Source organism: Streptomyces sp. NPDC088746 (genome assembly GCF_044751065.1).
Lineage (GTDB): Bacteria > Actinomycetota > Actinomycetes > Streptomycetales > Streptomycetaceae > Streptomyces.
In genome coordinates, this window is sequence record NZ_JBIVLA010000014.1 from 25,960 (window position 1) to 48,612 (window position 22,653).

22 protein-coding genes are annotated in these 22,653 nt (G+C 71.0%); 6 read left to right on the forward strand and 16 right to left on the reverse strand.

From position 1 onward, the window contains the following. Window positions 1-12: 12 nt before the first annotated feature. The gene (locus tag ACIP63_RS36525) at window positions 13-1,605 is read right to left on the reverse strand and encodes an MDR family MFS transporter (RefSeq protein ID WP_401524867.1); all 1,593 of its coding nucleotides are present in this window, start codon (window positions 1,603-1,605) and stop codon (window positions 13-15) included. Window positions 1,606-1,739: 134 nt separating this feature from the next. On the opposite strand from ACIP63_RS36525, the gene ACIP63_RS36530 reads away from it, so the two are divergent. Beyond that, the gene (locus ACIP63_RS36530) at window positions 1,740-2,324 is read left to right on the forward strand and encodes a TetR/AcrR family transcriptional regulator (RefSeq protein WP_401524870.1); all 585 of its coding nucleotides are present in this window, start codon (window positions 1,740-1,742) and stop codon (window positions 2,322-2,324) included. Between the two features lie 21 nt (window positions 2,325-2,345). Here the strand turns inward: ACIP63_RS36530 and ACIP63_RS36535 are convergent, their stop codons facing one another. Beyond that, the gene (locus ACIP63_RS36535; RefSeq protein ID WP_401524873.1) at window positions 2,346-3,068 is read right to left on the reverse strand and encodes a M23 family metallopeptidase; all 723 of its coding nucleotides are present in this window, start codon (window positions 3,066-3,068) and stop codon (window positions 2,346-2,348) included. Between the two features lie 793 nt (window positions 3,069-3,861). Next, complete coding sequence (locus tag ACIP63_RS36540; protein ID WP_401524875.1) at window positions 3,862-6,387, reverse strand: ATP-dependent Clp protease ATP-binding subunit; 2,526 nt, start codon at window positions 6,385-6,387, stop codon at window positions 3,862-3,864. 440 nt (window positions 6,388-6,827) lie between these two features. On the opposite strand from ACIP63_RS36540, the gene ACIP63_RS36545 reads away from it, so the two are divergent. Next, window positions 6,828-7,412 (forward strand): SCO3374 family protein, encoded by a 585-nt coding sequence (locus ACIP63_RS36545; RefSeq protein ID WP_401524878.1) that lies wholly within the window; start codon window positions 6,828-6,830, stop codon window positions 7,410-7,412. On the opposite strand, the gene ACIP63_RS36550 is transcribed toward ACIP63_RS36545, so the two are convergent. The 10 genes from ACIP63_RS36550 to ACIP63_RS36595 all read right to left on the reverse strand — a co-directional run bounded on the left by ACIP63_RS36550 (window position 7,391) and on the right by ACIP63_RS36595 (window position 15,612). Further along, window positions 7,391-7,726 (reverse strand): Lsr2 family protein, encoded by a 336-nt coding sequence (locus ACIP63_RS36550; protein WP_073750230.1) that lies wholly within the window; start codon window positions 7,724-7,726, stop codon window positions 7,391-7,393. The two genes, ACIP63_RS36545 and ACIP63_RS36550, sit on opposite strands and share 22 nt — an antisense overlap. Before the next feature lie 144 nt (window positions 7,727-7,870). Beyond that, window positions 7,871-8,368, reverse strand: coding sequence for an amino-acid N-acetyltransferase (locus ACIP63_RS36555; RefSeq protein ID WP_104791746.1), 498 nt, complete (start codon window positions 8,366-8,368; stop codon window positions 7,871-7,873). Window positions 8,369-8,497: 129 nt separating this feature from the next. Then, complete coding sequence (locus tag ACIP63_RS36560; protein ID WP_401524881.1) at window positions 8,498-8,932, reverse strand: BlaI/MecI/CopY family transcriptional regulator; 435 nt, start codon at window positions 8,930-8,932, stop codon at window positions 8,498-8,500. A gap of 101 nt (window positions 8,933-9,033) precedes the next feature. Further along, the gene (locus ACIP63_RS36565; RefSeq protein ID WP_104786906.1) at window positions 9,034-9,213 is read right to left on the reverse strand and encodes a hypothetical protein; all 180 of its coding nucleotides are present in this window, start codon (window positions 9,211-9,213) and stop codon (window positions 9,034-9,036) included. Between the two features lie 65 nt (window positions 9,214-9,278). Next, a complete protein-coding gene (locus ACIP63_RS36570; RefSeq protein WP_401525010.1) occupies window positions 9,279-9,875 on the reverse strand; it encodes a hypothetical protein in 597 nt (198 codons plus the stop codon). A 140-nt stretch (window positions 9,876-10,015) separates the two neighbouring features. Next, window positions 10,016-10,813, reverse strand: a complete 798-nt coding sequence (locus tag ACIP63_RS36575; RefSeq protein ID WP_031091045.1) for a type III pantothenate kinase — start codon at window positions 10,811-10,813, stop codon at window positions 10,016-10,018. Continuing rightward, the gene (gene nadC / locus ACIP63_RS36580; RefSeq protein ID WP_401524885.1) at window positions 10,813-11,862 is read right to left on the reverse strand and encodes a carboxylating nicotinate-nucleotide diphosphorylase; all 1,050 of its coding nucleotides are present in this window, start codon (window positions 11,860-11,862) and stop codon (window positions 10,813-10,815) included. The genes ACIP63_RS36575 and nadC overlap by 1 nt, the downstream gene beginning before the upstream one ends. Window positions 11,863-11,864: 2 nt before the next feature. Then, window positions 11,865-13,631: an L-aspartate oxidase gene (locus ACIP63_RS36585; protein WP_401524887.1), complete on the reverse strand. Its 1,767-nt coding sequence runs from the start codon at window positions 13,629-13,631 to the stop codon at window positions 11,865-11,867. Continuing rightward, entirely contained in the window at window positions 13,628-14,641 is a 1,014-nt protein-coding gene (gene panC / locus ACIP63_RS36590) for a pantoate--beta-alanine ligase (RefSeq protein WP_401524889.1), read from the reverse strand. The genes ACIP63_RS36585 and panC overlap by 4 nt, the downstream gene beginning before the upstream one ends. Further along, window positions 14,638-15,612, reverse strand: a complete 975-nt coding sequence (locus ACIP63_RS36595) for a Rossmann-like and DUF2520 domain-containing protein (protein ID WP_104786914.1) — start codon at window positions 15,610-15,612, stop codon at window positions 14,638-14,640. Before ACIP63_RS36595 ends, panC begins: the two co-directional genes overlap by 4 nt. A gap of 166 nt (window positions 15,613-15,778) precedes the next feature. On the opposite strand from ACIP63_RS36595, the gene ACIP63_RS36600 reads away from it, so the two are divergent. After that, entirely contained in the window at window positions 15,779-16,945 is a 1,167-nt protein-coding gene (locus ACIP63_RS36600) for a threonine aldolase family protein (protein WP_401524893.1), read from the forward strand. On the opposite strand, the gene ACIP63_RS36605 is transcribed toward ACIP63_RS36600, so the two are convergent. Continuing rightward, on the reverse strand, window positions 16,936-17,094 hold the full coding sequence (locus tag ACIP63_RS36605; RefSeq protein ID WP_401524896.1) for a hypothetical protein: 159 nt from the start codon (window positions 17,092-17,094) through the stop codon (window positions 16,936-16,938). The genes ACIP63_RS36600 and ACIP63_RS36605 overlap by 10 nt on opposite strands. Window positions 17,095-17,198: 104 nt before the next feature. Here ACIP63_RS36605 and ACIP63_RS36610 point away from each other — a divergent pair, with 104 nt between their 5' ends. Further along, a complete protein-coding gene (locus tag ACIP63_RS36610) occupies window positions 17,199-18,311 on the forward strand; it encodes a DUF5937 family protein (protein ID WP_401525013.1) in 1,113 nt (370 codons plus the stop codon). Window positions 18,312-18,364: 53 nt separating this feature from the next. Here the strand turns inward: ACIP63_RS36610 and ACIP63_RS36615 are convergent, their stop codons facing one another. Both ACIP63_RS36615 and ACIP63_RS36620 read right to left on the reverse strand, forming a co-directional pair. Continuing rightward, complete coding sequence (locus tag ACIP63_RS36615) at window positions 18,365-19,039, reverse strand: response regulator (RefSeq protein WP_401524899.1); 675 nt, start codon at window positions 19,037-19,039, stop codon at window positions 18,365-18,367. Between the two features lie 19 nt (window positions 19,040-19,058). Beyond that, window positions 19,059-20,267: a sensor histidine kinase gene (locus ACIP63_RS36620; protein ID WP_401524902.1), complete on the reverse strand. Its 1,209-nt coding sequence runs from the start codon at window positions 20,265-20,267 to the stop codon at window positions 19,059-19,061. Window positions 20,268-20,363: 96 nt separating this feature from the next. Between ACIP63_RS36620 and ACIP63_RS36625 the strand changes: the two genes are divergently transcribed. Then, window positions 20,364-21,362 carry an SAM-dependent methyltransferase gene (locus ACIP63_RS36625; protein WP_401524905.1) on the forward strand — a complete coding sequence of 333 codons (999 nt, stop codon included), beginning with the start codon at window positions 20,364-20,366 and terminating at the stop codon, window positions 21,360-21,362. Between the two features lie 94 nt (window positions 21,363-21,456). Next, a complete protein-coding gene (locus tag ACIP63_RS36630; RefSeq protein WP_401524908.1) occupies window positions 21,457-22,599 on the forward strand; it encodes an NADH-quinone oxidoreductase subunit D in 1,143 nt (380 codons plus the stop codon). Window positions 22,600-22,653: the final 54 nt, after the last annotated feature.

The following is a 22,653-nucleotide window of genomic DNA, read 5'->3' on the forward strand; positions in this document are numbered from 1 at the left end:
TACGGGGTCCGCTCAGGCGCTCTGCCGCGCCTTGTCCGCCGTGGGCCGGGCGGGCGCCGAGCCGTCGCCGTCCGAGGCCGCGGCCGGCATCGCGGTGCCGCGCAGCGGGACCTCCTTGACGAACAGCGCCGCCACCAGGGCCACCACCGCGACCGAGCCGCCCACCAGGAAGGCGATGTGGGTGCCGGAGGCCACCGCGTACTCGTACGCCTCGCGCATCGCGGCCGGCAGCTTCGCCAGGCTCGCCGCGTCCAGCTGTGCGGACTTCTCGGTGGCTCCCCCGCCGCCGCGTGCCGTCATCTCGTCCTGCACACGGCCGGTGAAGAGGGCGCCCATGATCGCGACGCCGAACGAGCTGCCGAGTGTGCGGAAGAGCGTGGTCGTGGACGAGGCGACGCCCATGTCCTCGAGCTCGACGCTGTTCTGGGCGACGAGCATCGTGATCTGCATCAGGAAGCCCATGCCGGCACCGAGCACCGCCATGTAGATGCCGGACGTCAGGCGCGTGGTCCCGGTGTCCATGCCGGAGAGCAGGAAGAGGCCGGCGACCATCAGGAGGCTGCCCACGATCGGGAAGATCTTGTACTTGCCGGTGCTGGTGGTGATCCGGCCGGCGACCAGCGAGACGATCATCATCGCGAGCAGCATGGGCAGGAGCAGCAGTCCGGAGTTGGTCGCGGACGCCCCCTGGACCGACTGCTGGAACAGCGGCAGGAAGAGCACCGCGCCGAACATCACGAAGCCCGCCATGAAGCCGACCACGGACATGAGGGTGAAGTTGCGGTTGCGGAAGATGTGGAGCGGCACGATCGGTTCGGCTGCCTTCGTCTCGACGAAGAGGAAGCCGACGAGGGAGGCGACGCCGAGCGCGATGAGCTCCATGATCACGGCTGAGCCCCAGGCGTACTCCGTACCGCCCCAGGTGGTGACCAGCACGATCGCGGTGATGCCGACGGTGAGGAGCGCGGCGCCCAGGTAGTCGACCTTCGCCTTCCGGCGCTCCTTGCGGGGCAGGTGCAGCACGGCGGTGACCATGGCGAGCGCGACGGCGCCGAGCGGCAGGTTGATGTAGAAGCTCCAGCGCCAGCCCAGGTGGTCGGTGATGGTGCCGCCGACCAGCGGTCCGCCGATCATGGCGATCGCCATCACGCCGGCCATCATGCCCTGGTACTTTCCGCGCTCCCGGGGCGGTACGAGGTCGCCGATGATGGCCATGACGCCCACCATGAGGCCACCCGCTCCGAGGCCCTGGACGGCCCGGAATCCGATCAGCTGGCTCATGTCCTGGGACATTCCGCTCAGCACGGAGCCGATCAGGAAGATCACGATGGACGTGAGGAAGATGCCCTTGCGTCCGTACATGTCGCCGAGCTTGCCCCAGATGGGCGTGGAGGCCGCGGTGGCCAGGGTGTAGGCGGTGACCACCCAGGACAGATGTTCCATTCCGCCCAGATCGCCGACGATCGTGGGCATCGCGGTTCCCACGATCAAGTTGTCGAGCATGGCCAGCAGCATCGCGATCATCAGCGCGAGGACCACCACCCGGACGCTGCGCGGCTGTGGTTCCGCTTTCCCGCCCGCCGTCGCTTTCTTGAGTTCTGCCATGCCGTCCGCTCCCCTGATCCCCTGATGCCTGTCCGCCGCCGATCCGGCACTTACTTGCCGCCCGGCTAGTTAGTACACTGAGGAAAGTAGACCCGTAACTAGCCGGGCGTCAAGTAAGTTTTTGGGAGAGTCGAATGAGCAGCACGCCGCAGCCGCGCCGGGGCAACACCCGCCAGCGCATCCAGGACGTCGCTCTGAAGCTCTTCGCCGAACAGGGTTACGAGAAGACCTCGCTCCGCGAGATCGCCGAGCAGTTGCAGGTCACCAAGGCGGCGCTGTACTACCACTTCAAGACCAAGGAAGACATCCTCGTCAGCATCTTCGAGGATCTGAACAGGCCTGTGGAGGAGATCGTCGCCTGGGGCCAGGAGCAGCCGCGCACCCTGGAGACGAAGAAGGAGATCCTGGTCCGCTACAGCGAGGCGCTCGAGGCGGCGGCGCCGCTCTTCGTCTTCATGCAGGAGAACCAGGCGACGGTGCGCGAGCTCAGCATCGGCCACACCATGAAGCACCGGGTCATGGCCCTGGTGGACCTGATCAAGGATCCCGACGCCCCGCTCACCGACCAGGTGCGCTGCTTCACCGCGCTCTTCGCGATGCACGCCGGGATGATGGCCCTCAAAGACGCCGAAGGCGACCCCGAGGAGAAGCGCAAGGCTGCTCTCGAGGTCGCCGTCGAGCTGGTGACCAGGGCCCATGACCCGGGGCCCGCCGCCTAGCGGCTACGGGGAACCCGTGGGTCAGACCTTGACGTGCACGGACTTCAGGTACGAGACCGGGTTCAGCGCAGAACCGTAGTCGGGCGAGGTGCGGATCTCGAAGTGCAGGTGCGGGCCGCTGGAGTTACCGGTGTTGCCGGACCTGGCGATCTCGTCGCCGGTCTTCACGCGGTCACCGACGTTGACCTCGATCTTCGACAGGTGCGCGTACTGCGAGTACTTGCCGTTGGCGTGCTTGATCACGATGGCGTTGCCGTACGCGGGACCGTCGCCGCCGCCGTTCGGGCCGGCCTTGACGACCCGGCCGGTGTGCGCGGCCTCGACCTTGGTGCCGATCGGCACCGCGAAGTCCTGGCCGGAGTGCTTGTGGGCCCAGCGGTCGCCGCCGGTGCCGTAGGTGGCACTGAGGACGTAGTGGTCGACCGGGGCCTCCCACGAGGCGGCCTTCTTCTTGGCCGCGGCCTTCTTCTTCGCGGCCGCCTTCTTGTCGGCCTCGGCCTTCCCGGCCTTGTCGGCCTTCGCCTTCGCGGCGGCCTTGCTCTGGGCGGTCGCCTGCTGGGCGACGGAGTCGGCGGTGGCCGCGCCGGCGAGGGCCGCGGTGTCCGCGGTACCCGTCGTGCCGGACGCGAACGCCGCGCCCGCACCGAACACCATCGACGCACCCAGGCCGGCGGCCACGACGGCGCCACTGACGCGGGGCATGGACGGACGGCGGGAGTGCTGGAACGTAACGCGCTTCGACATGCGGGGAGAACCTCCGGGGTGACTGGACCCGGTGCTCGACCGGGCTTGCTCCACCTTGGTAACCCGCACCCCCGGCAACACTCAAACACCCCATCTACGATCAAAAGCCGTAGCCGAGGGGGTGGGAATTCATCGCGGCCACCGGCCGGGAGGCGACGGACGATCTTCGGGATATTTTTCGCGAAGCGGGTTTAACCCCAGCCCCAAAGGCTCCCTTCCTGGACACAGGCCAGCAATACGGTCATATTCACCCAAACGCCGAAAGGCTCCTCACGGGTGGGCCGAAGGTCCCGCGGCCGCCCACCCCGACTTCTCCGAAGGGGCCTAGTAGGCCTCCGAGGGCCTGTGCGCCTTGTCACCGCCGGTGGGCCGGAAGCCTGCCCGTTTCGGGACCTTCGGCCCCCGCCCTGGCCACGCCGTCCGGGCGCACGCCCAGAACCCAGGTCGGCTCACCCTGGCCCCGCACCACGCCGTGACCGGGAGAACGGGGGCGAGGGGGCCGGTGAGCACCGCGGTGGCAACGGCACGGCAGGGTCGTGAGCGCGGTGCAAGCCCGTGGACCGCACGCTCGTCGCCCTCGGCGCCCTCCACCTCCCCGCACCCCTGGCCCGGCCTGCGCGTGACGATCCAAGGCGATCGTGTCCCCCTGCTCCGAGGACGACGGGAAGGGCGGGAGGGCCGGCTCAAGGTACTCACCCCCTGATCCGTCGATACCGGCTCAGGCGAAAAGGGGCTGCCCCGGACCGAAACCGGTCCGGGGCAGCCCCTTTTCGACGCTCAGGCGCTACGCGCCCTACGCATCCTTCGTCAGGTTCGGGCCGCCGCCCGCCGCCTGCTCGATCGGCGGGACGTCGGGCAGAGCCGACTTCTCCTCGCCGCGGAACGAGAACTTCTTCTCGTCCCCTTCGCCCTCGGTGCCCACGACCACGATGTGACCGGGACGCAGCTCGCCGAAGAGGATCTTCTCGGAGAGGATGTCCTCGATCTCGCGCTGGATCGTCCGGCGCAGCGGCCGGGCGCCCATCACGGGGTCGTAGCCCTTCTTCGCGAGGAGCGACTTGGCCTCGGCACTGAGCTCGATGCCCATGTCGCGGTCCTTCAGACGCTCATCCACCTTGGCGACCATGAGGTCGACGATCTGGATGATGTCTTCCTCGGTGAGCTGGTGGAAGACCACCGTGTCGTCGACACGGTTGAGGAACTCAGGCCGGAAGTGCTGCTTGAGCTCGTCGTTGACCTTGACCTTCATGCGCTCGTAGTTCGTCTTGACGTCGCCCTGGGCGGCGAAGCCCAGGTTGAAGCCCTTCGAGATGTCCCGGGTCCCGAGGTTGGTCGTCATGATGATGACCGTGTTCTTGAAGTCCACGACCCGGCCCTGGGAGTCGGTCAGACGACCGTCTTCCAGAATCTGGAGCAGGGAATTGAAGATATCGGGGTGGGCCTTCTCGACCTCGTCGAAGAGGACGACGGAGAACGGCTTGCGGCGCACCTTCTCGGTGAGCTGGCCACCCTCTTCGTAGCCCACGTATCCGGGGGGCGAACCGAAGAGACGGGAAACCGTGTGCTTCTCGCTGAACTCCGACATGTCGAGGGAGATCAGCGCGTCCTCGTCGCCGAAGAGGAATTCGGCGAGCGTCTTGGAGAGCTCCGTCTTACCGACACCGGACGGGCCGGCGAAGATGAACGAGCCACCGGGGCGCTTCGGGTCCTTCAGACCGGCTCGCGTACGGCGGATCGCCTGCGAGAGGGCCTTGATGGCGTCCTTCTGGCCGATGACGCGCTTGTGGAGCTCGTCCTCCATGCGCAGCAGACGCGAGGACTCCTCCTCGGTCAGCTTGAAGACGGGAATGCCGGTGGCGGTCGCGAGGACTTCGGCGATGAGCTCGCCGTCGACCTCGGCGACGACGTCCATGTCGCCGGCCTTCCACTCCTTCTCCCGCTTGGTCTTCGCCGCCAGCAGCTGCTTCTCCTTGTCGCGGAGCGAAGCTGCCTTCTCGAAGTCCTGGGAGTCGATCGCCGACTCCTTGTCACGGCGGACGCCCGCGATCTTCTCGTCGAACTCGCGGAGGTCCGGCGGCGCGGTCATCCGGCGGATGCGCATCCGGGAGCCGGCCTCGTCGATCAGGTCGATCGCCTTGTCCGGCAGGAAGCGGTCCGAGATGTAGCGGTCGGCCAGGGTGGCGGCCTGGACCAGCGCCTCGTCCGTGATGGAGACCCTGTGGTGGGCCTCGTAACGGTCGCGCAGGCCCTTGAGGATCTCGATGGTGTGCGGCAGCGACGGCTCCGCGACCTGGATGGGCTGGAAGCGGCGCTCGAGCGCGGCGTCCTTCTCCAGGTGCTTGCGGTACTCGTCGAGCGTCGTGGCACCGATGGTCTGGAGCTCGCCTCGCGCCAGCATGGGCTTGAGGATGCTCGCCGCGTCGATCGCGCCCTCGGCGGCGCCCGCACCCACCAAGGTGTGGAGCTCGTCGATGAACAGGATGATGTCGCCGCGGGTGCGGATCTCCTTGAGGACCTTCTTCAGGCGCTCCTCGAAGTCACCTCGGTAGCGGGAACCCGCCACCAGGGCGCCGAGGTCCAGGGTGTAGAGGTGCTTGTCCTTGAGGGTCTCGGGCACCTCGCCCTTGACGATGGCCTGGGCCAGGCCCTCGACGACCGCCGTCTTGCCGACGCCGGGCTCGCCGATGAGAACCGGGTTGTTCTTGGTACGGCGGGACAGCACCTGCATGACCCGCTCGATCTCCTTCTCGCGCCCGATGACCGGGTCGAGCTTGGACTCACGAGCGGCCTGGGTGAGATTCCGGCCGAACTGGTCGAGCACCAGGGACGTGGAGGGCGTGCCCTCCGCGGGGCCGCCCGCAGTGGCCGCCTCCTTGCCTCCCGAGTACCCGGAGAGCAGCTGGATGACCTGCTGCCGCACCCGGTTCAGGTCGGCGCCCAGCTTCACGAGGACCTGGGCTGCGACGCCCTCGCCCTCGCGGATCAGGCCGAGCAGGATGTGCTCGGTACCGATGTAGTTGTGGCCGAGCTGAAGGGCCTCACGGAGCGACAGCTCCAGGACCTTCTTGGCCCGGGGAGTGAAGGGGATGTGCCCGGACGGGGCCTGCTGGCCCTGACCGATGATCTCCTCCACCTGCTGGCGGACCGCCTCGAGCGAAATCCCGAGGCTCTCCAGGGCCTTAGCGGCGACACCCTCACCCTCGTGGATCAGGCCCAGGAGGATGTGCTCGGTGCCGATGTAGTTGTGGTTGAGCATCCGGGCTTCTTCCTGAGCCAGGACGACAACCCGCCGCGCGCGGTCGGTGAACCTCTCGAACATCGTTAATCGCTCCTCAGAGCGGTCAGGCAGTAAGGGGTCGGTCCCCTCCCTGTCCTTCCGCAGCTTAGTCCCGCAAGCGGGGACCGCTCATTTCAACTGCCGACACCCGGCCCTGCTGCCTGGCGGATCCCCCGCCCCGAACGCCGACAACTGCTCCAACCCGATGGTGCGAGACGATGTTCCCGCAGGCCAGGCAGATAGCCCTTTCGCCAGTACGCCGATGGCGAACGTGAGACGTTTTTGCCCGCGTGTCGCCCCTTCCCACTAGGGATGTCTTACCCGCACCCACTGACAGTCCATGCGGCGCACCCCCGTTTCCTCCGCTACGGGCGAACAACTTCGCGCCGCCGGGGGCTTCCGCACGCCCCCAGGACGCACACGCAGGGCAGTCGATCATGGACGGTGCGTAACTCCGGGGCCCGTTCGGCGGTTCATCGGACATGGCTTTCCTCGTCCCGCCTCCCCGCTCGTCGCCGGAATCCGGCGACCGCGCTCAGTGGTACGCCCGTGAGCTCGACTGGGCCACGACGGGCACATCACCGGTCCGGCTGCTGACGGGGCTGCGCTTCGACGTCCTGGAACTGCCCGCCCCGGCGGGACACGCGGTGCTGCGCCGTGTCGGGCGCACCGGCCCGGTGGCGCTGGCGGGGCAGCGGATGCGGCTGCTGGTGGCCGCGGGCAGCGCCGACGAGCTGCCGGGTCTGCTGGACTGGCTGGAATGGGGCGGGATCGCCCTCGACCTGTCCGCCCTCGGCACGGGTGGGCACATCACTGCCCCGGTGCCGCCCGGCGGGACGGCGGGCTCGCCGGGGACCGCGGTCTGGCTGCGGCCCCCCGGATCGCGCCAGGAGGTGGAACGGTCACTCCCGGCCCTCGGCGGCCTCGGGAGCAGCGGTGGGGATGCTCCCGATCTCGTACGACTCGTGGACGCGGCGGCGACGGAGTGCCACCGGGCCAGACTCGCTCATGCCCGGACTCACCTGTGGACCCATCGGCCGACAGGTCAGCCGTTCGCCTTCTCGTAAGCCTCACGGATCTCGGCGGGAACGCGGCCGCGGTCATTCACGTTGTGGCCGTTCTCGCGCGCCCACCTACGGATCTCGGCCGTGTCCTTGTTGCCACCGGTAACGGCGCGGCCCTTGCCACGGCCGGTCGCGGCACGGCCGCCGGTGCGGCGTCCGCTCTTGGTGTACGGCTCAAGAAGACCACGGAGCTTGTCCGCGTTGGTCGTGGTGAGGTCGATCTCGTACGTCTTGCCATCCAGAGCGAACGTCACGGTCTCGTCCGCCTCGCCACCGTCGAGGTCATCAACAAGAAGGACCTGAACCTTCTGTGCCACCGGATTTCCTTTCATCGAAAATGCAGTACGCGGAAAGGAAACCGCTTTTCCCCGGAAAACACAAACCCCTGGGAGAGGTTCAGGAGCGCAAGAGCACGGGAAACATGCGCGATTCGGACATAGGGTTCCGGCATCTTCCGCCGTTCACAGGTGCAGAAGCATCCGGCTGTTGCCCAAGGTGTTCGGCTTCACTCGTTCGAGACCCAGGAACTCGGCGACACCCTCGTCATAGGAACGCAGCAGCTCGCTGTAGACATCTCCGTCGACGGGCGTCTCTCCGATCTCCGTGAAGCCGTGCGCGGCGAAGAAGTCGACTTCGAACGTGAGACAGAAAACCCGGCGGACACCGAGCCAGCGCGCGGTCTGCAAGAGCTTGTCCAGGACCTGGTGTCCGACTCCGGCGCCCTTGATGGCGTGGTCGACGGCGAGAGTGCGCACTTCGGCGAGGTCTTCCCACATCACGTGGAGTGCGCCGCAGCCGATGACACGGGCGTCCTCGTCGCGTTCGGCGACCCAGAACTCCTGGATGTCCTCGTAAAGCGTCACCGTCGCTTTGTCGAGCAGGATGCCTTCGGAGACGTAGCCGTCAAGGAGTCCGCGGACGGACGCCACATCGCTGGTCCTGGCGCGGCGGACGGTGATGGCCGGTCTATTTACCGACGGGCCGGTATGAACATCTGCGCGAGATCCCGTTTCCGGACCGGTACGATCTCCGGTTTGCGTCTCGGTGGGGTGCTCGGTTTGCGACTGCTCTGGGGACATCCCCCGACGCTATCGCCCGCTCTCCGGCGGCGCCCCATCGGCCGGGTCCCCGTCATCGGGCCGGCTCTCGGCCGGTTCGGGGAAGGTCGGTGCCACGACGCGGATCGCATCCCGGAGAGCTTCGCGCTGCTCCGCGGACATCATGCCGAAGAACGCGACCAGCGCGGCCGCGGGGTTGTCACTCTGCGACCACGCTTCGTTCATCAGTGCGGCCGAGTATGCGGCGCGGGTGGAGACGGCCGTATATCGATATGCCCGGCCATCCACTTCCCGGCGTACCCAGCCCTTCTGATGGAGATTGTCCATTACCGTCATGACGGTCGTGTACGCGATGGACCGTTCCTGTTGAAGGTCCTCGAGAACTTCCCGCACGGTGACCGGGCGGTTCCATTGCCAGACCCGTGTCATCACGGTGTCTTCCAGCTCTCCCAATTGGCGAGGCACAGCGTCACCTTAGTGCTAGATGTCTGGAATGGGATAATTCAGGGACGAAAAAAGGGCGCACGGCTCCGGGGAGCCGTGCGCCCTTCATGCTCGGGCCCGGGTCAGGCGCCCTCGGGCCTCGGAGCCTGCCGGGCCGATTCGGCACGGGCGAGCGCCGCGTCCACCGCGGCGTCCTCCTTGGCCTTGTTCGGGCCGCCCTGGCTCTTGATGATCGTCCTGACGAGGCCGATGAAGAAGACGGCCATCACCACGGGGGGAACGAGCGCGGATACGTAGTCCATGCCGTCCAGGGTAGCGAGCCCGGCATTCCGGCCGCTCCCGGGCACCCCCCAGGCGCGTCGGCGCCTCAGGACACGGCGCGCTCCTCGGCCGGCGGAGCGGGTGCAGGCCGGCGGCGGGGCGGGAAGACCTCGGACGGCTTCGGCATCGGGCGCTCGCCGGGGGCCGGCGGGCGGGCCGGCTCGGCCGGCCGCGACGGGGTCCGGGGCCGCTCGGGCTCCTTGGCCGCCGACAGGCCGCCGCGCAGGGCCAGCAGCCGGCCGCGCGGCGCGGGCGTCGTCATGGGCACCGCGCGACCGGCGAGGCGCGCCCGCACCGAGCGCTCGGCCAGCACCTGGCAGCGCTCCAGCAGGGCCGCCGCGACCGGCCCGGCGCGCAGGGCGCGCAAGGCCGCGAGATCGTCAGGGCGGGGGTCGTAGCCGGCCGCCAGGGCGTCCTGGAGGAGCTCCAGATAGCCGCTGAGCGAGCCGGGGAGCGCCTCGCGGTAGCGGGCGAGATCGGCGAGGAGGAAGGCGCGCAGCCGGCCCGCCTCGCTCACCACCTCGTCCACGCTGCCCGCGAGGCGCAGGCAGTCCTGGACATCCTCTTCCGGCAGGGGCGTGGGGTGGAGGGCGTTGGCGAGAGCACGTCGGAGCACCCGGAGCTCGTCCGCGCTGAACGCCATGCCGCCGCGTGATCCATAGGGCGTGGGCATGACGCGACAATACGTGCTAAATGGACAAAATCGGCTTAACTAACCGCTCGGCGGCGCGGCGCCGTGCTCCGCGCCGCCGGGTCGTTCCCGCAGGTGGTCGCGGGCGCGCCCTACATCCGGGCGATGTTCCGCTCGTACACGAGGCGCAGCCCGATGAGGGTCAGCCAGGGCTCGTGCTCGTCGATGACGGAGGACTCACCCAACACCATCGGAGCAAGGCCGCCGGTCGCGATGACGGTGACCTCGTCGGGGTCGGCCGCCAGCTCCTTCTTCATGCGCTCGACCACGCCGTCGATCTGGCCCGCGAATCCGTAGACGATGCCGGACTGCATGGCCTCGACGGTGTTCTTGCCGATGACGCTGCGGGGCCGCGCCAGCTCGATCTTCCGGAGCTGGGCGCCCTTCACCCCGAGCGCCTCCACGGAGATCTCGATGCCCGGCGCGATCACCCCGCCCGTGTACTCGCCGCGGGCGGAGACCGCGTCGAAGGTCGTGGCCGTGCCCAGGTCGACGACGATGGCCGGGCCGCCGTAGAGCTCGACCGCGGCGACCGCGTTGATGATGCGGTCCGCGCCGACCTCCTTCGGGTTGTCGGTGAGGACCGGGACGCCGGTCTTCACGCCCGGCTCCACGAGGACCGCGGGGACATCGCCGTAATAGCGGCGGGTGACCTCGCGGAGCTCGTGCAGGACGGCGGGGACGGTCGAGCAGATCGCGATGCCCTCGATGCCGTCGCCGAGCTCGACGCCGAGCAGAGGGTGCATGCCCATCAGCCCCTGGAGCAGGACGGCGAGCTCGTCGGCGGTACGGCGGGCGTCGGTGGAGATCCGCCAGTGCTCGACGATCTCCTCGCCGTCGAACAGGCCGAGGACGGTGTGGGAGTTGCCCACGTCGATGGTGAGCAGCATCAGGCGTCGGCCCCGTCGGTGCCTGCCGCGGTGTCACGGAAGTCCAGGCCGATGTCGAGGATCGGGGAGGAGTGCGTGAGCGCGCCGACCGCCAGGTAGTCGACGCCGGCCTCGGCGTAGGCGCGGGCGGAGTCGAGGGTGAGCCGGCCCGAGGACTCCAGCACCGCACGGCCGCCGACGAGCGCGACCGCCTCGGCGGTCGCCGTCGGGGTGAAGTTGTCCAGCAGGATCAGGTCGGCGCCGGCTTCGAGCACCTCGCGGACCTGCTCCAGGGTGTCCACCTCGACCTCGATCGCGAGCTCCGGGTACGCCTTCCTGACCCGCTGGAACGCCTCGGCGACGCCGCCCGCCGCGATCACGTGGTTGTCCTTCACCAGTGCCGCGTCCACGAGCGACATGCGGTGGTTGACGCCACCGCCGCAGCGCACGGCGTACTTCTCCAGGGCGCGCAGCCCAGGGGTGGTCTTGCGGGTGTCGCGGACCTGGGCCTTCGTGCCCTCGAGCACGTCGGCCCAGGCACGGGTCGCCGTCGCGATGCCGGAGAGCCTGCACAGGAGGTTGAGCGCGCTGCGCTCGCCGGTGAGCAGGTCACGGGTGCGCGTGGTCACCGTGAGCAGCTTCTGGCCGGGCGCGACGCGGTCGCCGTCCTCGACGTGGCGCTCGACCTCGAACTCGTCGGTACAGACGATGGAGAGGACGGCTTCGGCGACCCGCAGACCCGCGACGACGCCGGCCTCACGCGCGGTGAAGTCGCCGGTGGCGACGGAGTCCTCCGGGACGGTCGCCACGGTGGTGACGTCCTCGCCTCCGTCCAGGTCCTCCTCGATCGCGACGTGGGCGATGTCCTCGACCTGCACCGGGTCCAGCCCGGCCTCCGCCAGGAGCTGGGCCAGGGCGGGGTCGAGGCCGCACTCCAGGCCGTCGGGGTCGTAGCCGTCACCGCAGCCGCAGCCGTCGCCGCAGCCACCACCGGACTCGGCGGGTGCGCCGATGTGGATCAGCGGTACGTCCACAGGTGTGGGGCGCGGATTCTCTTCGGGCGTGCTCACGGTTACGGCTCCTCGGGGGCGTCGGCGGGGCGGTTCAAGAGGCCTGCAGGCAGTGCGGAGTCTGCCGGGTCTCCGGGGCGTACGGGCGGGAACGCGGAAGTGTCCGTCGTGCGGACGACGGGCCGCAGGTACGGGTCGACGCGGACGACCAGGTGGCGGCGCCAGGCGTCGTCGTCGCGCTCGGGACGGTCCTCGCGCCAGTGGCAGCCGCGGGTCTCCTCGCGCTCCCGCGCGGCGGCGACCAGCACCTGCGAGACCAGGAGGAGGTTCGTGACCTCCCACGCCTCCACCCCGGGTACGGCGTCCTTCCGACCGTCCTTGTCGGCGGCCGTCGCGGCCCGCTGGAGGGCATCCAGCTCCCCGGCGGCGACGGCCAGGCTGCCGGCGGACCTGATCACCCCGGCGCCCCTGGTCATGATCCGCTGGATCGCGGTCCGCGACTCCGCGGTCAGCAGGGGGACGGTACGGGTTCCGGCGGGTGCCGCCACGGGGGCAGGCCGGGAGGCGGCCCCGGTCTCGGCCCTGGGGCCTTCCACGATGTCGGCCGCGATGCGCTCGGCGAAGACCAGGCCCTCCAGGAGGGAGTTGGACGCCAGCCGGTTGGCGCCGTGCACGCCCGTGCAGGCGACCTCGCCGCAGGCGTACAGGCCCGGCACCGTCGTACGGCCCCGGAGGTCGGTGCGGACACCGCCCGAGGCGTAGTGCGCGGCGGGGGCGACCGGGATCGGCTGCGTGACCGGGTCGATGTCGTGGGCCCGGCAGGCTGCCAGGATCGTCGGGAAGCGCTGCTCCCACATCTCGGCGCCGAAGTGGCGGGCGTCGAGATACATGTGCTCGGTGCCGTGCAGCTGCATCTGACGGGTGATGGCCTTGGCGACGATGTCGCGGGGGGCCAGCTCGGCCAGCTCGTGCCGCCCGAGCATGAAGCGGGTGCCGGACGCGTCGACGAGATGGGCGCCCTCGCCCCGTACCGCCTCGGACACCAGCGGCTGCTGGCCCTCGGAGTCGGAGCCGAGAAACAGGACGGTCGGATGGAACTGTACGAATTCGAGGTCCGAGACCTCGGCGCCCGCCCGCAGCGCGAGTGCCACCCCGTCGCCCGTGGAGACCGGCGGGTTGGTGGTGGCGGAGAAGACCTGGCCCATGCCACCGGTGGCGAGCACCACGGCCGGGGCGTGGACGGCGCCCACGCCGTCGTGCTGGCCCTCGCCCATGACGTGCAGGGTGACGCCCTCCGTACGGCCTTCGGCGTCCGTGATCAGGTCCAGGACCAGGGCGTTCTCGATGATGCGCAGGGCGGCTGAGCGGACCGCCCCGACCAGGGCGCGGGAGATCTCGGCACCGGTCGCGTCGCCCCCCGCGTGCGCGATACGGCGGCGGTGGTGGCCGCCCTCACGGGTCAGGGCGATCGCGCCGGTGTCGGTGGTGTCGAAGTGCGCCCCGGTGTCGATCAGCCGGCGTACGGCGTCGGGGCCCTCGGTGACCAGGGCGCGCACCGCCGTTTCGTCGCAGAGGCCGGCCCCGGCGACCAGGGTGTCGTCGAGGTGCTGCTCGGGGGTGTCGCCCTCGCCGAGCGCGGCGGCGATGCCGCCCTGCGCCCAGCGGGTGGAGCCGTCGTCGAGGCGGGCCTTGGTGACGACCACGGTCGCGAGGCCGGCCGCGGCGCAGCGCAGTGCGGTGGTGAGACCGGCCACGCCGGAGCCGACCACGACGACGTCCGCGTCGATGGCCCAGCCGGGGGCGGGGGCGGTCAGCCGTATTCCGGTCACGTGAGAGCTCCGAGGGTCAGCGGGATGTTGTCGATGAGGCGGGTGGCTCCCACCCGTGCCGCGACGACGAGGACCGCCTCGCCGCTGACGCGGTCGTCGGGCACCTCGGTGAAGTCCGCCGGGTCCACGAGCGCCACGTAGTCGAGGGCGAGCGGCACCGAGTCCTCCGCCGCCTCGTCCAGGACGGCCCGGGCGGCGGCCAGCACCGCGGCGGGCGCGACGGTCGGCCTGGCCAGTGCCACGGCCTGGGTGTCGGCGGCCGCACGGGCCTCTCCGAGCTGGTTCAGGGCGGCGGCGCGGCCTTCGCGCTCGGGGACCGTCCGGGCGCGGGCGTGCAGCGTCTGCTGGGCGACCAGCCGGTCACGGGCGGCGAACAGGGCCCTGGGCAGGGCCAGCGCGGTCCGTCGCTCCTCGGCCGAGAGGAAGCGGTTGCGGCTGGAGAGCGCCAGGCCGTCGGGGTCGCGGACGGTCGGCACCGCGACGATGTCGGTGCGGAAGTTCAGGTCGCGCACCATGCGGCGGACCAGCGCCAGCTGCTGGACGTCCTTCTGCCCGAAGAACGCCGCGTCCGGCCGGGTGAGGTGCAGCAGCTTGGCGACGACGGTGAGCATGCCGTCGAAGTGCCCGGGACGGGCGGCGCCCTCCAGCCGCTCGCCCATGGGGCCGGCGGCGATCCTGACCTGCGGCTCACCCCCGGGGTAGACCTCGTCGACGGAGGGGGCGAAGACCGCGTCGGCCCCGGCCTCCGAGGCGACGGCGAGGTCGGCCTCCAGGGTGCGGGGATAGCGGTCGAGGTCGGCTGCCTCGCCGAACTGGAGCGGGTTGACGAAGACGGTGACCACGACCTGGCCGTCGGGCCCGGCGGCGGCCCGCGCGGCACGGATCAGCGTGGCGTGGCCGGCGTGCAGCGCGCCCATCGTCATCACGACGGCGCGGCGTGTCCCGGCGGACCGGCCGAGGGCGTCCAGCTCCGCGGTGGAGCGCAGCAGGGTGGCGGGTGCGGTGTTCATCGCTTCTCCCCCGGTCCGGATGCGTCAGGACCGTGTGTTCCGTTCGTTCCGTTGACGGCGTTGCTGTCGGACAGGACGCCGAGGAGGTCCTCCGCGAACTCCGGCTTGAGCAGGCCGTGGTCGAGGGCCCGGTCGGCGGTGGCGCGCGCCATGGCGAGATATCCGGCCACCGTCTGCGGCGCGTGGGCGCGCAGCTCGCGGATGTGCGCGGACACCGTCCCCGCGTCGCCCCGGGCGACGGGGCCGGTCAGTGCCGCGTCACCGGAGCGCAGGGCGTTGTCGAGCGCGGCCCCGAGCAGGGGGCCGAGCATCCGGTCGGGCGCGCCCACGCCGGCCTTGCGGAGCAGGTCCATGGACTGTGCGACGAGGGTGACCAGGTGGTTCGCCCCGAGGGCGAGCGCCGCGTGGTAGAGCGGCCGGGACTCCTCGGCGATCCACTCGGGCTCGCCGCCCATCTCGATGACGAGCGCCTCCGCGGCGAGCCTGAGCTCCTCGGGGGCGGTCACCCCGAAGGAGCAGCCCGCCAGCCGCTGTACGTCGACGGAGCTGCCGGTGAAGGTCATCGCCGGATGCAGGGCGAGCGGGAGGGCGCCGGCCCGCAGCGCGGGGTCGAGCACCTTCGTGCCGTACCGGCCGGAGGTGTGGACGAGCAGCTGGCCCGGTCGTACGGCGCCGGTCTCGGCGAGGCCTTCGACCAGGCCGGGCAGGGCGTCGTCGGGGACGGTCAGCAGCACGAGCTCGGCGCGTGCGAGGACCTCGGCGGGGGTGACCAGGGGGACGTCGGGGAGCAGTGCGGCGGCCCGGCGCACGGATGCGTCGGAGACGCCCGACACCGCGACCGGGCGGTGCCCGGCGAGTTGCAGCGAGGCGGCGAGGGCGGGGCCGACCCGTCCCGCGCCGACCACGCCGACGGTGAGACGGGCGGGGCGGTCCCTCGCGTCGAGGGCTTCCTTGGAAACTGATGCGTTCACGCGGCGATGGCCTTCCGTTCCAGTCCGCGGGGGGTACCGGACGATTCCTCTGCATGCTACGCCAGCGTTTCGCCACATACCCCGGCCGTCCACAGCCTGTGGATAACTTCTGGCGGGAGAGAACCCCGGGATGGGCGCCGTCAGCGGTCCGGGTGATGATCGTCCCATGGGAGACACCGAGGAGCAGAAGCAGCGGCACCGCAGGCTGACCGCGTGGCAGCGGTCCGGGAAGGTGCTGGCGCGGATGTCCGCGGACCACACGCTGGCCGGCCGGCTGGCCGCCCTGGCCGCCGACGCGGGCACGGTCCACGACCTGGGCGACTGGACGGACGTCTACGGCGGCGGGGTCGTCGCGGAGGCCGAGCGGCGCACGGCCGGCCTGCTGGGCATGGAGGCCGCCGCGTTCTTCCCGACCGGGACGATGGCCCAGCAGGTCGCGCTGCGCTGCTGGGCGGGCCGTACGGGCATTCCGGCCGTGGCACTGCACCCCCTCTCCCACCCGGAGGTGCACGAGCGCGGCGCGCTCACCTCGGTGAGCGGACTGCGTACGGTGCATCCGACGACCGAGCCCCGGCAGCCCACGGCGGACGAGATCCGGGACTTCCCCGAGCCGTTCGGCACACTCATGCTGGAGCTGCCGCTGCGTGACGCCGGCTTCGTCCTGCCCTCCTGGGAGGAGCTGGAAGCCACCGTGGCCGCCGCACGGGAGCGGGACGCGGTGGTGCATCTGGACGGGGCGCGCCTGTGGGAGTGCACGACGCACTTCGGGCGCGGCCTGCCGGAGATCGCGGCGCTCGCCGACAGTGTCTACGTGTCGTTCTACAAGTCCCTGGACGGGCTGTCCGGAGCGGTGCTCGCGGGCTCCGAGTCCCTGGTCGAGGAGGCGAGGACCTGGCGCCACAGGTACGGCGGCCAGGTCTTCCAGCAGTACCCGGCCGCCCTCTCCGCCCTGCTGGGCCTGGAGCGGGAGCTGCCGAGGCTGCCATCGTACGTGGCGCACGCGAAGGTGGTCGCCGGTGCTCTGGCGGAGGGCCTCGCCGGATCGGCGGTGCCGTGGTTCCGGGTGCACCCCGAGCCGCCGCACACGCACCAGTTCCAGGTCTGGCTGCCCTACGCCGCCGACGTGCTGGACGAGGTGTCGGTGCGGCAGGCCGAGGAGACGGGCGTGACGCTCTTCCGCCGCTGGTTCGCGGCTCCGGCCGGGCCGCCCGGACTCTCGTTCACCGAGGTCACGGTGGCGGCGCAGGGGCTGGAGTGGACGGCCGGCGACGTACGGGAAGCGGTGGCGGATTTCGTGGCGCGGCTCCAGGAGGAGGCGTCAGCTCAGGAGTAGGGCGGACGGTGCGCGGCCGTCCACACGCGGATACGCCTGCGGATGGTGCGCAGGACGTCCCTGTCGTGCGCGCCCGGCGGCGGGGGCGGGCCCTCACCGTGCTGCGCGGCGCGGTAGCTGTCGAGCATGTGCTGCTGAACGGTGTCCATGAATCCAGCCTGACCCCGGCCCGGCGGTCCCGCCCGTGGATTGACGGCCGCGGTCAAGTGACGACGGTCCTCGCCCCCGCACCCCGCACCATGGAGGGGTGAGTGTGCACATCGACATCGCCGGCCTGCCTCCCGAGCGCATCGTTTTCGAGACCTCCCCCCTCGCGGAGTTGGGGCTCGCCCTCCATGCGCTCTCCGAGCCCGGCCACCACCCCGGACTGCACGGCTGGGCGACCGCGACCTCCGCGGCCCTGGAACCGGATCTCGCGGACCGGCTCCACGAGGCGGAGTTCCTGTGGCGGAACACCTTCTCCGACGTCTTCATGCCGTTCGCCGGTGTCCGCGGCGGGGACGGCAGGACCGGCTCGACCCTCGCCGAGGACCTGGACATCCTGGACAGGCTCGACGACGAGCGGTTCGTCTCGGCCGCCCTGGAGTTCACCTGCGCGAGCCTGTACGGAACGGGAGCGCCCTCACCGCTCACCGACGCCGGGATGCGGACCCGCGCTCTCGACATGGCGGCGGCCAGGGGCCCGAAGCAGCTCGCCTTCACCCGGCAGCTGCTGGCCGACCCCGTCTCCGTGCGCGGCTGGGTCCGGCGTCTCTTCGAGGACTGCGACCAGGCCTTCTTCGCCGACACCTGGCGGCGTACCCAGGTCCAGCTGGTCGCCGACGCCCGGCACAAGACCGAGGTGCTGCGGCACAAGGGCGTCGGCGCGGCCCTGGGCGCGGTCTCGGCGGCCCTCTCGCTGGACGAGAGGACCGGCAGGATCAGCGCCGACAAGCTGACCACGGGCCGGACCGAGGCCACGGGATCGGCGGCCGGGACCGGCCTCACCCTCATCCCGACCAGCTTCGGGTGGCCGCATCTGATGGTGCTGCACGCCCCCGGCTGGCGTCCGGTGATCCACTACCCGGTGCACCGCCCCGAGCTGCCCTCCCCCGCCTCCGTCGAGCTGCTCCAGCTCCGGATGGAGGCGCTGGCCCACCCCATGCGGATGAGGCTCTGCCGCAACCTGGCCCGCTCGCCGTACACCACCGGTGAGCTCGCCGACTCGCACGGCATCACGCCCCCCGAGGTCTCCCGCCACCTGGCGGTGCTCAAGAAGGCCGGCCTGGTCACCACCCGCCGGCGCGGCCGGTACGTCCTGCACTCGCTGGACCTCACGGTCGTGGCACGCCTGGGCAGCGACTTCCTGGAGGGCGTACTGCGGTGAACCGCGCGGGGTTCCGGCCGAATCCCTTGTGCGGCCGTGCTGCTGAGGAGCCGTCAGCCCGCCCCGCCGCCGGCCCGCACCAGCCCCGTCTCGTACGCGAGGACGACGACCTGGACGCGGTCGCGCAGGCCGAGTTTGGTGAGGATGCGGCCCACGTGCGTCTTCACGGTCGCCTCGGACAGCACCAGGCGGGCCGCGATCTCACCGTTCGACAAGCCCTGCGCGACGAGCAGCATCACTTCGCGCTCGCGCCCGGTCAGCTTCTCGACGTGCTTGTGCCGGGGTTCCTTCTTGCCGCTGGGCAGCATCGGCGAGAACCGGTCGAGCAGCCTGCGGGTCGTCGACGGGGCCACCACGGCGTCGCCGCTGTGCACCGCGCGGATGGCGGAGAGCAGCTCGCCGGGCGGCACGTCCTTGAGCATGAAACCGCTGGCGCCCGCCTTCAGACCGGAGAAGGCGTACTCGTCCAGGTCGAAGGTGGTCAGGATCAGCACCTTCGGCGGTTCGGTCCGCGCGCAGATGCGCCGGGTCGCCTCGACGCCGTCCAGCCGCGGCATGCGTACGTCCATCAGCACGACGTCGACGGCCGTGGAACGCAGGACCTCGATCGCCTCGGCCCCGTCGCCCGCCTCCGCGACGACCTCCATGTCCGGCTGGGCGGCGAGCACCATCCGGAAGCCGGTGCGCAGCAGCACCTGGTCGTCGACGAGCATTACGCGGATGGCCATGGGGTGTCCTGTCCTTCTGTCACTGGTTGGCCGGCTTGAGCGGAAGCAGCGCGCTGATCCGGAAGCCGCCGCCCTGGCGCGGGCCCGCGTCCAGCGTGCCGCCGACCATGCCGACCCGCTCCCGCATGCCGATCATTCCCTGACCCGCTCCGTCGGCGCCGCCGTCCTCGTAGAGCTCGTGCGGGGCACCGCGGCCGTCGTCCTCGACCAGCAGGCCGAGACCGTCGTCGAAGTAGACCAACCGCACGCTCGCACCGGCGTCCGGACCCCCGTGCTTCCGGGTGTTGGTGAGCGCCTCCTGGACGATGCGGTACGCGGTCAGCTCGACCCCGCTCGGCAGCGGACGAGGAGTGCCCTCGATCTTGAAGTCCACCGCGAGGCCGGTCTCCCTGACCTTGCCGACGAGTTCCTCGATCTGCTCGACGTCGGGCTGGGGGACGTACTCCCCGCTCTCCGGGGAGTCACCGGTCCTGAGCACTCCGAGCAGCCGCCGCATCTCGGCGAGCGCCTGGCGTCCGGTGCCGGAGATGGTCTCCAGGGCTTGCCGGGCCTGGTCGGGGGACGAGTCCATGACATACGCGGCGCCGTCCGCCTGGACCACCATCACCGAGACGTTGTGCGCGACGACGTCGTGCAGTTCGCGGGCGATACGGGCCCGTTCGGCGGCGACGGCGACCTTCGACTGCGCCTCGCGCTCCCGCTCCAGCCGGGCGGCCCGCTCCTCCAGCTGGCTGAAGTAGGCCCGCCGGGTGCGTATGGAATCGCCGAGCACCCAGGCCAGGACGAAGGGCACGGTCATCATCACGACGTAGCCGAGCGTCTGAGCCCACCCGCCGTACGGTGCGTCGTCGGACCAGCGCAGCCGGGAGATCCCCGCGGCGACCAGGCTGCATCCGAGGGCGAGCCGGGACGCCCAGCGCTCCCCCACCGTGGCCACGGTGTACGTGATCACCAGCAGGGCGAAGTCCGCCACGTCCGGCCGCACCCCGAACAGCAGCTGGGCGAGCCCCATCAGGATCGCGAGCAGCAGCATCTTCTCCGGCGCACGGCGGCGCAGCGCGACCACGACGCACAGCCCGACCGCGATCGGCACCGCGGCGACACGCTCCGGACCACCGCCGACCTGGCCGGCCACGATGGACACACCGGAGAACCCGAGGAGGAGGACAGCCCAGAGGATGTCGACGCCCGTCGGGTGTCTGCGGATGAAATCGTAGAAGCGCTGCACATTACCCAGCGTAGGGACAGCTGATCCGTGCCCGGGTCAGCCGGAGGGCCGATCCGGATCCTGGGACCGTACTCCCCAAGGTGGAGACTTGCCTATGTGACGTATGACTGGTGCCGCTGGCGGGAAGCCGCCGAGACCGCTTTGTACGGAGAAGAGGGCTTCTACCGGCGCCCGGAGGGCCCCGCGGGCCATTTCCGTACCTCGGTGCACGCCTCCCCCCTGTTCGCCCGGGCCGTCGCCCGGCTGCTGGCCGGCACGGCACGGGAGCTGGGGACGGACTCGGTGGACCTCGTGGATGTGGGAGCGGGCCGCGGCGAGCTGTTGACGGGAGTGCTGGCGGCGCTGCGGGACGAAGCCCTGGCCCCCGGCCTGACCGTACGGCCGTACGCCGTCGAGCTCGCCGCGCGCCCGCCGGGCCTGGACCCGGACATCGAGTGGTGCGCCCGGCCCCCGGAGGGTGTGCGGGGGCTGCTGTTCGCCAACGAATGGCTGGACAACGTCCCGACGGACATCGCCGAGGCCGACGCGGACGGGGTGCCCCGCTACGTCCTCGTACGGAGGGCCGACGGCACCGAGCGGCTCGGCGATCCGGTGACCGGGGCGGACGCCCGGTGGCTCAGCCGCTGGTGGCCGCTGTCACGGCCCGGCGACCGTGCGGAGATCGGGAGGCCGCGCGACGAGGCCTGGGCGGTCGCCGTCGCGTCGCTGGCCGCCGGGACCGCGGTGGCGGTCGACTACGCGCATGTACGGGCGTCGAGGCCGCCGTTCGGGACGCTGACCGGGTTCCGCGGAGGCCGTGAGGTGCCCCCCGTGCCCGACGGGAGCTGCGACCTCACCTCGCACGTGGCCCTGGACGCCTGCGCGGCGGCGGCGGACGGCGTGGCCGAGCTCCTCGACCAGCGGACGGCGCTGCGGGAGCTGGGTATCAGCGGCGAACGCCCGCCGCTGGCACGGGCGTCGGCCGATCCCGTCGGCTACGTCCGGGCGCTCGCCTCGGCCGGGGAGGCGGCGGAGCTGACGGCGCGGGGCGGGCTGGGCGACTTCGGCTGGCTGCGGCATCGGGTCCCGGGCCGTGAAGAGGGCGCCGGTCGGTGAAGAGAGCGCCGGGCCATGAGGAGTGCCCCCGGTCGGTGATGAGGGCGCCGGACCGCGGAGAGGGCCCGGATCGTGAAGGGGGATACTGTCCCGCATGACGGAGACGACGATCGGCATCGGCGGCGCGGCGGAGAGCACCGACATGGTGCTGAACATCGGTCCGCAGCACCCCTCCACCCACGGTGTGCTCCGGCTGCGGCTCGTCCTGGACGGCGAGCGGATCCAGCAGGCCGAGCCCGTCATCGGCTACATGCACCGGGGCGCCGAGAAGCTCTTCGAGGCCAGGGACTACCGGCAGATCATCATGCTCGCCAACCGCCACGACTGGCTGTCGGCGTTCTCCAACGAGCTCGGGGTCGTCATGGCCGTCGAGCGGATGCTCGGCATGGAGGTCCCTGAGCGCGCCGTCTGGACGAGGACGCTGCTCGCCGAGCTGAACCGGGTGCTCAACCACCTGATGTTCCTCGGCTCCTACCCCCTCGAACTCGGCGGGATCACCCCGATGTTCCACGCGTTCCGGGAGCGCGAGGAGCTCCAGGCCGCGATGGAGGAGGTGTCCGGCGGCCGGATGCACTACATGTTCAACCGGGTCGGCGGTCTCAAGGAGGACCTGCCCGCGGGCTGGCTCGGCCGGGCCCGGGACGCGGTGGCGTCCGTGCGTTCGCGGATGGACGTGTACGACCGGCTGGTGCTCGGCAACGAGATCTTCCGGGGCCGCACCCGCGGGGTGGGCGTGCTGTCCGCCGAGGCCGTGCACGCGTACGGGGTGTCCGGGCCGATCGCCAGGGCCTCGGGCGTCGACTTCGACCTGCGGCGCGACGAGCCGTACCTCGCCTACGGGGAGCTGCGGGACACGCTCGAGGTCGTCACACGGACCGAGGGCGACTGCCTGGCCCGTTTCGAGTGTCTCCTGGAGCAGACGCACAACGCCCTGGACCTCGCCGACGCGTGCCTGGACCGGATGGCCGAGCTGCCGCCCGGACCCATCAACCAGCGGCTGCCCAAGGTGCTGAAGGCCCCGGAGGGCCACACCTACGCGTGGACCGAGAACCCGCTGGGGATCAACGGCTACTACCTCGTGTCCACGGGCGAGAAGACGCCGTACCGGCTGAAGCTGCGGTCCGCCTCGTTCAACAACATCCAGGCGCTCACCGAGCTGCTGCCGGGGACGCTCGTCGCCGACATGGTCGCGATCCTGGGCTCGCTCTTCTTCGTCGTCGGGGACATCGACAAGTAGCCCCGGCGGCGCGGGCCCTGGCGCGACGAGCCCCGGCGCCTCGGGCCCCGGCGC

Bases quoted from the DNA above. Each gene is read 5' to 3' on its own strand.
- ACIP63_RS36525 (WP_401524867.1), bottom strand. From the start codon at position 1,605: ATGGCAGAACTCAAGAAAGCGACGGCGGGCGGGAAAGCGGAACCACAG.
- ACIP63_RS36530 (WP_401524870.1), top strand. From the start codon at position 1,740: ATGAGCAGCACGCCGCAGCCGCGCCGGGGCAACACCCGCCAGCGCATC.
- ACIP63_RS36535 (WP_401524873.1), bottom strand. From the start codon at position 3,068: ATGTCGAAGCGCGTTACGTTCCAGCACTCCCGCCGTCCGTCCATGCCC.
- ACIP63_RS36540 (WP_401524875.1), bottom strand. From the start codon at position 6,387: ATGTTCGAGAGGTTCACCGACCGCGCGCGGCGGGTTGTCGTCCTGGCT.
- ACIP63_RS36545 (WP_401524878.1), top strand. From the start codon at position 6,828: ATGGCTTTCCTCGTCCCGCCTCCCCGCTCGTCGCCGGAATCCGGCGAC.
- ACIP63_RS36565 (WP_104786906.1), bottom strand. From the start codon at position 9,213: ATGGACTACGTATCCGCGCTCGTTCCCCCCGTGGTGATGGCCGTCTTC.
- ACIP63_RS36570 (WP_401525010.1), bottom strand. From the start codon at position 9,875: ATGGCGTTCAGCGCGGACGAGCTCCGGGTGCTCCGACGTGCTCTCGCC.
- ACIP63_RS36575 (WP_031091045.1), bottom strand. From the start codon at position 10,813: ATGCTGCTCACCATCGACGTGGGCAACTCCCACACCGTCCTCGGCCTG.
- panC (WP_401524889.1), bottom strand. From the start codon at position 14,641: ATGAACACCGCACCCGCCACCCTGCTGCGCTCCACCGCGGAGCTGGAC.
- ACIP63_RS36600 (WP_401524893.1), top strand. From the start codon at position 15,779: ATGGGAGACACCGAGGAGCAGAAGCAGCGGCACCGCAGGCTGACCGCG.
- ACIP63_RS36605 (WP_401524896.1), bottom strand. From the start codon at position 17,094: ATGGACACCGTTCAGCAGCACATGCTCGACAGCTACCGCGCCGCGCAG.
- ACIP63_RS36615 (WP_401524899.1), bottom strand. From the start codon at position 19,039: ATGGCCATCCGCGTAATGCTCGTCGACGACCAGGTGCTGCTGCGCACC.
- ACIP63_RS36630 (WP_401524908.1), top strand. From the start codon at position 21,457: ATGACGGAGACGACGATCGGCATCGGCGGCGCGGCGGAGAGCACCGAC.